Here is an 11,843-nt window from a genome sequence, read left to right on the forward strand (position 1 = left end):
TTATGCTCAAACAACGTATTCTTACAGCTCTGGTTTTACTGTCCCTAATGATAGGTATGTTGTTTGGGGCTGGCAACAATTTATGGGCTGCATTTAGCGGTCTGATTTCCTTACTGGCTTTATGGGAATATGCCCGTATTGCTCATTTCACTACCATACAGAATGCACTCTATCTGCTAGTCAGTGCGGCAGGCGGAGGGTGTCTTTATTTTTATAATCAGCAAACAGCATTACCACTTTGGGCACAGATAATAATTTTGCTGTTCTGGCTGATTATCGTACCAGTCTGGTTAAAATTTAAATGGAAAATCAAGGCTAATCTGCTTGGTGCCATGATTGGCTGGTTATTAATGGTGCCTTTCTGGCAGGCATTAATTTACCTGCGTCCGGATTCTCAGGCAACCGATACCCTGTTATCTATTATGGTATTAGTGTGGATTGCCGATATTGCTGCCTATTTTGTCGGAAGAGCTGTGGGTAAACACAAACTGGCTCCGATCATCAGTCCTAATAAAAGCTGGGAAGGAGCTATTGGTGCGGTTATTTGTGTTGCTATCTATACAACAGTTCTGCAACAACAAGGCTGGTTACCGGTTATTCTGCCTCGGTGGCAAACCCTTTGTCTGGCTTTTATTCTGACTGCAGTGAGTATCTGTGGTGATTTGCTGGAGAGCTGGTTAAAGCGTGCCGGTGGTGTCAAAGACAGTAGTCAGCTTTTACCCGGTCATGGCGGGGTATTCGATCGGGTAGATTCCTTAATTGCAGTACTGAGTGTTTATGCCGCCTTAATGGCGTGTTTTGGTGTAAAGTGATTTTGTGATGAGTGGTTATAATCCTGTATCTGTAACTATTCTGGGAGCAACTGGCAGTATTGGTCAGAGTACTCTGGATGTTATTGGCCGCCATCCTGAACGGTTTTCTGTTTTTGCGTTAACTGCCCACCAGAAAATTGATCGTCTGGCAGAGCTGTGTATCCGTTTTCGTCCAGTTTACGCTGTGGTTGCTACCGCTGCGCAGGCGGATGTTCTGCGAGCACAATTACAGACTGCTGCTGTTACTACAGAAGTTTTATTTGGAGAGCAGGCTCTGTGCGATGTTGCGCGGGATAGTGGAACTGAGGCTGTCATGGCTGCTATTGTCGGTGCCGCCGGTTTAAGACCGACGTTAGCAGCAGCGAAAGCTGGTAAGACTATTTATCTGGCAAATAAAGAAACGTTGGTAGTCGCCGGTGCACTCTTTATGCAGACTGTCCGGCAGTACGGTGCACGGCTGTTACCTGTAGATAGTGAGCATAATGCCATTTTTCAGGCATTACCTGATGATTATCAGGGAGATTTGGAACATGCTGGCGTAGCTTCGCTAGTTTTAACTGCATCAGGCGGCCCTTTTCTGCATACCGCACTGGCAGATTTTGCTGCTATTACTCCGGAGGCCGCAATACGTCATCCAAACTGGCATATGGGCCGCAAAATTTCGGTTGATTCAGCCAGTATGATGAATAAAGGGCTGGAGTTAATTGAGGCGCACTGGTTATTTAATGCTGCTGCTGAACAGCTGGAAGTGATTATTCATCCGCAAAGCGTAATACACAGCATGGTTCGTTACCGGGATGGTTCTGTACTGGCTCAAATGGGTAAACCGGATATGCGTATTCCGATTGCACATTGTCTGGGATTACCTGACAGAATTGACTCAGGAGTTGAACAGCTGGATTTTACTGCTTTAAGCGGTTTGCACTTTTTAGCACCGGATTTTGTACGTTTTCCATGCCTGAAACTGGCTTATGATGTATTACACAGCAATCATCCCGCCAGTTCATGTGTGCTGAATGCAGCCAATGAAGTTGCTGTAGCTGCTTTTCTGGACAAACGTATTCGCTTTATTGATCTGGCAGCAGTAGTAGATAGCTGTCTGCAATATTTTAGCGGACAATCAGCCTCTTCTATAGAGGAACTGTTGCAGATGGATATGCAGGTGCGTAGTGTTGCAAATTCATGGATAGCTGACCGCGCTGCCGGTTGAGAACAGGATAGACCATGTTATTAACCATATTTGCTTTTATTGTAGCCATTTTACTGCTGGTAAGTTTGCATGAATTAGGCCATCTGATTGTGGCCCGCTGGTGCGGGGTTAAAGTACTGCGTTTTAGTATTGGTTTTGGTAAACCATTTTTTTGCGTGAAACGCGGCAATATTGAATGGTGTCTGGCACCCATTCCTCTCGGTGGTTATGTCAAAATGGTAGATACCCGTGAGGGTGATGTCAGTGAAGCTGATTTACCTTATGCATTTGATCAGCAGCATCCTCTTAAGCGTATTGCAATCGTTGTTGCCGGTCCGCTGACCAATCTGATATTAGCTGTACTGCTGTATGCAGCAAGCTTCAGTCTGGGTGGAATTACTCAAATTCGTCCCTGGGTAGGTATGGTTGAGCCTGCCACCGTCGCAGCTGATGCTGGTTTTCAGCCCGGAGACCGTATCGTTAGTGTTAACGGACAGGCTGTTACTGACTGGACAGATGCCCAGGCTAAAATCATGCTTAATCTGGATGGCGGCAAAGTCCAGGTTGATGTTATCAATTCAGCCGGACAACCGCAGCAGCGGCAACTGAATGTTGCCGGTACTGATGCCGCTTCTAACGTTGCCAAAACCGGTTATCTGGGTATTGCACCTTTCAAAGTTGTTAATCAGATAGGTATGGTTATACCGGATAGTGTCGCAGCTAAAGCCGGTCTGCATACCGGGGATATCTTATTAGCTATTAACGGACGCAAACTTACTGGCTGGCAGGACTGGGTAGACAGTATCCGGGCCAGTGCCGGTGCAAAACTTGACATTAGTTATCAGCGAAACGGACAGATTCAGCAAACCAGTCTGCGACCGGATTCAGTACTCGAAAACGGGACAATAATTGGTCAGGTTGGAGTAGGTGCCATGCGTGATCAAACATGGGATGCCCGGATTCGTCAGCATTATCAGCCCGGTTTTTTTGAATCTGTACGACTGGCTATGCAACGTACGTGGGATTACATTACACTTACACTTTCTATGTTTGCAAAATTACTCACTGGTCAGGCATCTTTGCATTATCTTTCCGGTCCGCTGACTATTGCTGATGTGGCTGGCAAAACTGCCGCTATGGGCTGGCAAAGTTACACAGAGTTTCTGGCACTGGTCAGCGTTAGTCTTGGCGTACTCAATTTATTACCTGTTCCCGTGCTAGACGGTGGGCATTTACTGTATTATGCCATTGAATGGATTCGTGGCAGACCCCTAAGTTTACGTATACAGGAAATGGGGTTACGTTTTGGTATTGCTGCCATGTTAATGTTAATGCTGGTGGCTTTCTTCAATGATATTACCCGCTTGTTTGGATGAATGATGAAATTAAAGCAGATTACTGTCAGTTTAATGGCTCTGGGCTTATCTTCACTGGTTTTTGCTGTCGAACCGTTTACCATAAAAGACATTCGGGTAGAGGGTTTACAGCGTACAGCCCCCACCACGGTTTTTAGTTATATTCCGGTGAAAATTGGTGATATTTTTACGGATGCGGAGGGTGAAGAGATTATCAAAAAACTGTATGCAACGGGTTTTTTTGATGATATTCGGGTTGAAACCATGGGTAACCAGGTATTGTTAACTGTAGTTGAACGGCCAATTATCAGTAGTTTTGATGTTACTGGTGGTAAATCAATTAATAATAATGACATTAAGAAAAACCTGAGTGGTTTTGGTTTAGGGCAGTCACGTGTATTTAATCCCGCTACATTAGAGCAGGCAATACAAGGCTTGCAGGATGCTTATCGTCAGCGTGGTAAAAATGCGGTAAAAATCACACCCAAAGTTACCCGGTTAGAACGTAACCGTGTTGCAGTTGAACTGAAAATAGATGAAGGTCCGACTACAACCATCAAATCAATTGATTTCAGTGGTAATAAACAGTTTTCAACACGTACTCTGCGTAATCAGATGGCATTAAGCCAGAAGAACTGGAAAAGCTGGTTAACCAGAGATGATCGGTATTCAGATACTCAGTTACAACAGGATCTGGATAAAATCAACAATTTTTATCAGGATCACGGATATCTGAATTTTCGCATTTCCGGTGTTAAAGTAGATAGCAATGAAGCTAAAACTGCCCAGATGATTAATATCACGGTAGACGAAGGCGCACGCTATCGCTGGGGTAAAGTAACTGTTGGCGGTGATACCCGGGAGATACCTGTAGAAGAGTTGCAGCAACTGGTTAAAATCAAACAGGGAAGATGGTATAACCGCTCGCAGATAATTAATATTATCAGAGCAATACAGGATAAAATGGGTAGCTCTGGTTATGCTTTCTGTCAGGTGGATGTCCGCCCCGTACCTAATGAAAATACTCATGTTGTCGATTTTGTATTGAATGTTGTTCCGGATCGTAAAGTTTATGTTAACCAGATTAATATTACAGGTAACAATAAAACCCGTGATGAAGTATTGCGGCGTGAGTTACGGCAAATGGAGCGCGCACCGTATGATGTATCGAAAATTAATCGTTCTAAAGAGCGCATTCAGCAGTTAGGCTATTTTGATAATGCTCAGGTAGATGTGAAACCGGTAGCAGGTACACCCGATCAGGTCGATCTGGATATGAGTGTCAGAGAGCGATCAACCGGTTCTATAAATGTTGGTGCCGGCTGGGCACAGGATGATGGTTTGCTGCTGTCTGCAGGCATTGCTCAGGATAATTTGTTTGGTACCGGTAAATCAGCCAGTCTGCAATTATCCCGCTCAAAAGTTAATCAGGTTGCTGCTCTTTCCTTTACTGATCCGTATTTTACTCCTGATGGTATCAGTCTGGGCTATAACATGTATTATCGTGGTTACAATCCCAGTAAATCTGACAGTAATGCAATGGATTATAAAACCACGACCATCGGTGCAGCCATGACCATGGGGGTACCCATTACTGAATATGACCGGGTTAACTTCAGCCTGGGTGCGGAACATCTGGGTGTCAATTTGTATGGCGATTATGCGCCACAGCGTTATGTCGAATTTGTCAAGAAATATGGTAAAAATAACTGGATATTGAAAGGTACCGTGGGCTGGGGACGTAACACCACAGACAGTTCATTATGGCCTACTCGCGGTTACGTAATGAATGCTAATATTGACAGTGGGTTACCTGGCGGAGATTTACAATATTACAGTTTAAGTCATGATCAGCGCTGGTATTTTCCATTAAGTAAAAATATTACTTTAATGCTGTACGGCCAGCTCGGTTATGCAGATGGTTATGGTAAAACCAAAGATCTGCCATTTATGTATGCTTTTAATGGCGGTGGTTTGGGATCAGTACGTGGTTATGAGTCCGGCACATTAGGTCCGAAATACTTTAACCAGTATAGTGGCGGTGACTACAGCAGTGATGCCAGTAGTTACGGCGGTAATTATATTGCTACCGCCACCGCAGAGCTGTTGTTTCCGTTTCCGGGTGTTAAAGATCAGCATACTGTCCGCCTTAGCATGTTTGCAGATGCCGGTAGTGTATGGGATAACAAAACCTATGATTATACTAATGAAAAAAACCCTTATGGAGACACCAAAAAACATAAATCAAGTATTGGTAATGAAGCACGTTACTCCGTAGGTTTAGCCGTTACCTGGTTATCGCCCATGGGACCACTGAAATTCAGTTATGCTTATCCGATTCATAAAAAACCGGAAGATCAGTTACAACGCTTCCAGTTCCAGTTAGGTACTACGTTCTAATCTCTATCAGATAAGGACAAATTATGCTTAAAAAAATTGTTTTAACATTTGCAGCTACTGTGCTTGCCTGTTCTGTTTCCTGGGCTGAAAGCATACAAAAACTTGGCTTTATTGATACTGGCCGGGTCTATCAGCAATCAGTTCAGGCTCAGTCTATTCAGAAAGATCTTGATAAAGAATTTGCGCCCATGCAGAGAAAGCTGCAAGCCATGCAGGCAGAAGGTCTGAAATTAAAAGAAGCAATTGAGTCAGGAAAAGTGCCGGCAGCAGAACGTGAAGCAAAAGTAAAACAAATGTTGCAAATGGATGAGCAATATAAAGAAGCTGCTGTAAAACTGGCTGAAGATTACAATCTGCGTCGTAATGAAGAATTTGCCTCACTCCAGCAGAATGCGAATAAAGTCATCATTGAAATGGCACGAAAAGAGGGTTATGACCTTATCATTCAGGATGCCATATTTGTCAACAGTAAATTTGACATTACTGATGCCGTTATCAAAGCATTAAACGCACAAAAACAGTAGGCAGAATTATATGGCTGTAAACCCAATAACCGCAGCCGCTCTAGTTGAACAACTGGGCGGACAATTGCGTGGCAGTGATGTCATTGTTACCAGAATCACTTCATTACAACAGGCACAGGCAAACGATATCAGCTTTCTCAGTAATCCCCGCTTGCGTGCAGAGGCATTGGCCAGCAAGGCTGGAGTACTGATAGTTACCGAAAAATCTGCTGAAGTTTTAACAGATCGTACACTGATAATTACTGATGATCCTTATCTTTACTTTGCCCGTGTTGCCCGTTTATTTCATCCTCGTATTCAGGCCAAAGCAGCTATTCATCCCACTGCAGTAATTGCGTCGTCCGCACAAATTGCGGCCAGTTGTGAAATTGGCGCTCATGTTGTTATTGGTGAACGCTGCATCATTAATGAAAATACACGTATCCTCGCTGGTGCTGTTATAGAAGATGACTGCACAGTGGGTAGTGATTGCATTATTCATGCTAATGTAACTATTTATTCCGGTTGCAAACTGGGTAACCGGGTAGAACTGCATTCCGGCTGTGTGATTGGTGCTGATGGGTTTGGTTTTGCATGGGATAAACAAAAAAATGAATGGTTTAAAATTGTTCAGACCGGCTGTGTGATTCTTGGCGATGATGTTGAAATCGGCGCCAATACTACAATCGATCGTGGAGCTATTGAAAATACCATTATAGAAAATGATGCCAAAATTGATAATCAGGTGATGATTGGTCATAACGGCAAAATTGGTGCTCATGTTGCTATTGTAGCCTGTACCGGCATTGCCGGTAGTACAGAAGTTGGTGCTTATTCCGTTATCGGCGGTGCAGCAATGATTGGCGGTCATTTAAACATTCCGCCGAAAACAACGATTGGTGCCGCTACAGCTGTCAGCCACAGCATTAAGGAAAGCGGATACTATGCTTCTATCTTTCCATTACAAAAACATAGTGACTGGGTAAAAAATGCCGCCCATATCCGTCATTTACATGAAATGAATCAAAAAATAAAAGCTTTGGAACATCAATTAGCCGAGTTGAACGGCAATTCATCAAACCAACAGGATTAAAGCAATGGATTGGTCTTTACCTTTAGATATTCGTACCCTGCAGAAATTATTACCTCATCGTTATCCGTTTTTATTGATTGATCGCGTTATCGCTTATGACAGTGAAGCCATGACCCTGAGTGCAATTAAAAATGTTACCGCTAATGAACCTTTCTTTCTGGGGCATTTCCCGGATTTTCCAGTTATGCCTGGTGTGCTGATTATTGAAGCTATGGCACAGGCATGCGGGACATTATCCATTTTAAGTCATGGTGGTCGTGATAATGATGAGATTTATTTTTTTGTTGGCATTGATAATGCCCGTTTCAAGCGTCAGGTTGTTCCCGGCGATCAGTTGAAATTCGAAGTTGAATTATTGGCAAACAAACGTGATATCGGTAAATTTAAGGCCGTCGCATTGGTTGACAATCAGATTGCCGCTGAGGCCGAAATCATGTGTGCCAAACGCAAGGTAGAAAAATAAAGAAATTCACAGAACTGAAACATTAATCAAAGCTGATTAAACTAGTCGCTAACCACGACAGCAGGAAATATACATGACGCAGATTCATCCCACAGCCATTATTGATCCCAAAGCCGAACTCGATAGTAGCGTATCTGTGGGTGCTTATAGCATTATTGGTGCAAATGTGCAGATTGGAGCCAATACCGATATCGGACCGCATGTTGTTATTGATGGGCATACTACCATTGGTGAAAGTAATCGGATTTTTCAGTTTGCTTCATTAGGGGCAATTCCGCAGGATAAAAAATACCGTGGCGAACCAACAAGACTGATTATTGGTAACCATAACACCATCCGTGAATTTACCACCTTCAATACAGGTACCGTTACCGGTATTGGTGAAACTCGTATAGGTGATGATAACTGGATAATGGCTTATGTTCATCTGGCTCATGACTGTGTTGTTGGTAATCACACTGTTTTTGCTAACAATGCTTCGCTTGCCGGACATGTAGTTATTGGAGACTATGTGATACTGGGCGGTTTCTCTCTTGTGCATCAATTTTGTCAAATTGGCGATTATGCCATGACAGCTTTTGCCGCTGGTGTGCATAAAGATGTACCGCCGTATGTTATGGCTGCCGGTTATCGCGCTGAGCCAGCCGGGCTAAACACAGAAGGTTTGCGCCGTCACCAATTTACATCAGAACAAATTGCCAATATCAAACGTCTGTATAAAATTCTTTATCGTCAGGGATTGGGGTATGCTGATGCCAAAGCCAGAATTATTGCCGAAGCAGATTCCGCACCTGAGTTACAAGTGTTCAAAGAGTTTTTTGCACAATCAACACGTGGTATTATTCGGTAAATCAGACGAAATACAACAGGTAGATAATCAACAATTAGTCTACCTGTTTTACTTTGCAAGGTAGAAATCCGCATACAGATATTTAATAGATTGATTATTTAATATTCTAAAAAAATTTTACATGCAATTTAAAACTCAATACTATCTGAATTTTATTGGTCATTTTTAATAAATTCCTGAGAAAAATCTACTAAATTTGTTTTAATTAATAGTATTAAAATAACAATAACCTATTAAAAAAGGGCTTTCCTTGACAGAAAGAAAGCCCATTTAACAAAGTTATATTGTGATATTAATTCACGATTTATCTTCTGTAACAAAGCCAACTTTTACCAGACCTGCATCTCGCGCAGCAGCCAGTGCATGGGCAACATGATCATAAGCGACATGTTTATCAGCGGCTATAGCCAGCACCAGATCCGGATCTGCCTGAGCCTTGAGATGTAAATCATTTTGCAATTGAGTTAGCGAAAGTGTTTGTTCGCCTAATTTATACTGTCCGTCAGCACCTATTGATAAACGTAACGGAGATTTTGGCTCAGTCTGCTCTGTAGGATTAGCAGTAGTAGGTAAAGTTAATGGAATAGAATGAGTTAATACTGGCATCGTAATCATAAATACAATCAAGAGTACCAACATTACATCAACCAGCGGCGTTACATTAATATCAGCTGATTCCTGTACCTCATCATCACTGAAATGACCGAATGCCATTACTTAATCCCCATTATTTAATAATTGTGCATGTAAGTCATGAGCAAAGCCATCAAGATCACGACCTAAATTTTTCTTGCTGCGTACCAGACCGTTGTAAAACAATAAAGCCGGAATAGCTGCAAATAAACCAATGGCAGTAGAAATCAGAGCCTCACCAATGGGGCCGGCTACAGCAGCAATACTCATCTGTCCGCTATGCCCAATATTAATCAAAGCATGATAAATACCCCATACAGTACCAAATAATCCGATAAATGGAGCACTTGAGCTAATTGAAGCCAATACAGTCAGCCCACTCTCATAGTGGCGCATAATTTGCTCCATACTATTACGAATCTGGCTGGTAAGATAGCGGTTGAAAGGCATGGCTGCCGCCAAAGAATGATTAGCTTTATCATGATAAAGCTTACTTGCATGCAATGCATCACGTGTCAGTAAAGCTACCGGCGATTGATTGTCAGCCAGCTCATGTTGCAACTGAGCCAAATTCTCAGCAGTCGCAAAGCAGTTTAAAGCTGTGCGATTGTCCCGCCTAGCACACCATAAACTCCAGCAACGAACTAAAGCTATGATCCAGGTTACAATGCTCATCAAAACAAGAATGGCCAGAACCGTTAGCAAAATCCAACCACTTTGAGCATAAATTGAAGCAATATTACCATCCATAAGAATAATTACCTTCAAAGTTAATAATAATTTAATAAAATCATTTAAAATACAATAATCACATTACTTTATCGTTAATTTATATCAATTTGGTAGTTTGAAATTTATATTAAAATGATATTTATAAGGGATTGGAATACCACCACGCGTAGCTGGTTTAAAACGATACCTCAGTATTGCCTGTTTAGCAGCCCGGTCAAGACGTCTATGACCACTACTTTTACTTATAGTGACATCAAGTGGTTTTCCGTCTGCAGCTACTGAAACACTTACACCCACTACACCTTCTTCCCCGTTATTCAACGAATCTGGGGGATAAGTTGGTCTTAATGCAGCCAGATAACCTCCTTGATATTCTTTTGGCACAACTAAGCTACCACCAGACTGATCACTGTTGTTTTTACCATTTGCAGATTTGGAATCTGATTTTCCGCCAGTATTTGCAGAAATAGCATCTGGAACATTGTTGCTAGGTGCAGGCGCTATTGGCGATGATTTTGCTACTGCAGGTATAAGCTTTGGCTCATCCTCTTTGGGTGAAGCAACTTTGAATTTACTTTGTACTTTGTTGGTTGCTACAGGTTTTATTTGTACTTTTTCCGGTTGCACTTTTTTAACCGGCGCTTTTACCGTCTGTTTATGCACAACAGGTTGTTGAGATTCAGGTTGTTGAGAAGCATTATCAGCAACCGGACCGGCCTGATCTGAGCTTATACCTAAATCAACAAATTTAAGTGATTGTATATTATTATCAATTTCAACTTGCTGCGCATGAAGTGCTATTGCCCCGAATAGAGCAGCATGCATACCGAGCACAAGAATAACAATAAAAAAATTGACTTTACGTTGGTTTTCCATATCATTTCATGATAATAGAAACCATTATTATTTGCAATATAACTTAACACTAAAACATAAGACTGCGTTAATCAGTGAGATTGAGCAATTTATAAGCTCGGTAAAGCGTAAACAGATCGAATTTAAAGCTTAATTAATATACGTATATACAACCATCAAAATAATATGATTATGACTTTGTTCCATACTTCATATTTAGTACAAAATAAAATATAAGATTAATTAAGGCTGAAAGTTATCTGATTATCGGAATTAATCAGAATTATAATTATTAGTTAAAGGTAATAGAAAAATTGCTTTAACTACTATAGATATATCTGTATCTCTAGTTTGGTTAATACTATCCTGACAAAATCACAACATAAAAATTAGCGGCAGACTAAAGCTGGAAAAATAAATATAGAAGAACGCATCTATATAATATAGAGATCATGGAGTACAAGATAAAAGTTAAATTAATTATTTGATGGATATATTCTAACAACAAAAAAGCTTACTGGAGTTTTATATAGAAACGATAGCCTTAAATATATCTAAATTAGATTTGGTTTAATCAATAAAGCCAGAGTCGAAGTAGTCCACAATAGTTTGAAGTGAATATATGAAGAAACTAAATACAAATACAAGGATAGTCATCTAGTCACAAGTAGAAGGAATAGAGGGTATAAACAAGTCAACATCCCAATCGGCAGATAGTGGAGTCAAATAAAACCGCAAAGACTGAGTCAAAGGCGCCAAAAATAAACTTAGTAAAAACAGTTGAATGAGGAGGAAGTCAAAAATAAATGCAAGCAGGAGTTGACAGGGGATTAGTGGAGGCGTATAGTTCGCCTTCTTCGCTGATGACGCGACACGAAACAAACGCACAGTTTAAAGTAGAACGCAGTCGAAAGCAACGCTCTTTAACAGAACAGATTACCGATAAGTGTGAGTGCCA

11 protein-coding genes are annotated in these 11,843 nt (G+C 41.6%); 8 read left to right on the forward strand and 3 right to left on the reverse strand.

The annotated features are described in order from the left end of the window. Nucleotides 1-2 precede the first annotated feature (2 nt). From H3T84_RS08590 to lpxA, 8 genes are all read left to right on the forward strand, one after another. Complete coding sequence (locus H3T84_RS08590; RefSeq protein ID WP_198218860.1) at nt 3-812, forward strand: phosphatidate cytidylyltransferase; 810 nt, start codon at nt 3-5, stop codon at nt 810-812. A gap of 7 nt (nt 813-819) precedes the next feature. Continuing rightward, entirely contained in the window at nt 820-2,022 is a 1,203-nt protein-coding gene (gene ispC, locus H3T84_RS08595) for a 1-deoxy-D-xylulose-5-phosphate reductoisomerase (RefSeq protein ID WP_198218861.1), read from the forward strand. Nucleotides 2,023-2,036: 14 nt separating this feature from the next. Continuing rightward, entirely contained in the window at nt 2,037-3,377 is a 1,341-nt protein-coding gene (rseP, locus tag H3T84_RS08600) for an RIP metalloprotease RseP (protein ID WP_198218862.1), read from the forward strand. 3 nt (nt 3,378-3,380) lie between these two features. Further along, nucleotides 3,381-5,756 (forward strand): outer membrane protein assembly factor BamA, encoded by a 2,376-nt coding sequence (gene bamA, locus H3T84_RS08605; protein WP_198218863.1) that lies wholly within the window; start codon nt 3,381-3,383, stop codon nt 5,754-5,756. 23 nt (nt 5,757-5,779) lie between these two features. Then, on the forward strand, nt 5,780-6,280 hold the full coding sequence (locus H3T84_RS08610; RefSeq protein WP_198218864.1) for an OmpH family outer membrane protein: 501 nt from the start codon (nt 5,780-5,782) through the stop codon (nt 6,278-6,280). A 10-nt stretch (nt 6,281-6,290) separates the two neighbouring features. After that, entirely contained in the window at nt 6,291-7,352 is a 1,062-nt protein-coding gene (gene lpxD, locus H3T84_RS08615) for a UDP-3-O-(3-hydroxymyristoyl)glucosamine N-acyltransferase (protein ID WP_174832553.1), read from the forward strand. Between the two features lie 4 nt (nt 7,353-7,356). Next, entirely contained in the window at nt 7,357-7,815 is a 459-nt protein-coding gene (fabZ, locus tag H3T84_RS08620; protein WP_174832554.1) for a 3-hydroxyacyl-ACP dehydratase FabZ, read from the forward strand. Nucleotides 7,816-7,888: 73 nt separating this feature from the next. Further along, on the forward strand, nt 7,889-8,665 hold the full coding sequence (gene lpxA / locus H3T84_RS08625; RefSeq protein WP_198218865.1) for an acyl-ACP--UDP-N-acetylglucosamine O-acyltransferase: 777 nt from the start codon (nt 7,889-7,891) through the stop codon (nt 8,663-8,665). A 297-nt stretch (nt 8,666-8,962) separates the two neighbouring features. Here the strand turns inward: lpxA and H3T84_RS08630 are convergent, their stop codons facing one another. From H3T84_RS08630 to H3T84_RS08640, 3 genes are all read right to left on the reverse strand, one after another. Beyond that, on the reverse strand, nt 8,963-9,379 hold the full coding sequence (locus tag H3T84_RS08630) for a biopolymer transporter ExbD (protein ID WP_198218866.1): 417 nt from the start codon (nt 9,377-9,379) through the stop codon (nt 8,963-8,965). A 3-nt stretch (nt 9,380-9,382) separates the two neighbouring features. After that, complete coding sequence (locus H3T84_RS08635) at nt 9,383-10,048, reverse strand: MotA/TolQ/ExbB proton channel family protein (protein WP_100117278.1); 666 nt, start codon at nt 10,046-10,048, stop codon at nt 9,383-9,385. Between the two features lie 84 nt (nt 10,049-10,132). Continuing rightward, nucleotides 10,133-10,906 (reverse strand): energy transducer TonB, encoded by a 774-nt coding sequence (locus H3T84_RS08640; protein WP_198218867.1) that lies wholly within the window; start codon nt 10,904-10,906, stop codon nt 10,133-10,135. Nucleotides 10,907-11,843: the final 937 nt, after the last annotated feature.

It is taken from the genome of Snodgrassella sp. M0110 (assembly GCF_016101465.1).
Lineage (GTDB): Bacteria > Pseudomonadota > Gammaproteobacteria > Burkholderiales > Neisseriaceae > Snodgrassella > Snodgrassella alvi.

Coding starts and splice junctions, on each gene's coding strand:
- H3T84_RS08590 (WP_198218860.1), top strand. CDS start 3: ATGCTCAAACAACGTATTCTTACAGCTCTGGTTTTACTGTCCCTAATG.
- ispC (WP_198218861.1), top strand. CDS start 820: ATGAGTGGTTATAATCCTGTATCTGTAACTATTCTGGGAGCAACTGGC.
- rseP (WP_198218862.1), top strand. CDS start 2,037: ATGTTATTAACCATATTTGCTTTTATTGTAGCCATTTTACTGCTGGTA.
- bamA (WP_198218863.1), top strand. CDS start 3,381: ATGAAATTAAAGCAGATTACTGTCAGTTTAATGGCTCTGGGCTTATCT.
- H3T84_RS08610 (WP_198218864.1), top strand. CDS start 5,780: ATGCTTAAAAAAATTGTTTTAACATTTGCAGCTACTGTGCTTGCCTGT.
- lpxD (WP_174832553.1), top strand. CDS start 6,291: ATGGCTGTAAACCCAATAACCGCAGCCGCTCTAGTTGAACAACTGGGC.
- fabZ (WP_174832554.1), top strand. CDS start 7,357: ATGGATTGGTCTTTACCTTTAGATATTCGTACCCTGCAGAAATTATTA.
- lpxA (WP_198218865.1), top strand. CDS start 7,889: ATGACGCAGATTCATCCCACAGCCATTATTGATCCCAAAGCCGAACTC.
- H3T84_RS08630 (WP_198218866.1), bottom strand. CDS start 9,379: ATGGCATTCGGTCATTTCAGTGATGATGAGGTACAGGAATCAGCTGAT.
- H3T84_RS08635 (WP_100117278.1), bottom strand. CDS start 10,048: ATGGATGGTAATATTGCTTCAATTTATGCTCAAAGTGGTTGGATTTTG.
- H3T84_RS08640 (WP_198218867.1), bottom strand. CDS start 10,906: ATGGAAAACCAACGTAAAGTCAATTTTTTTATTGTTATTCTTGTGCTC.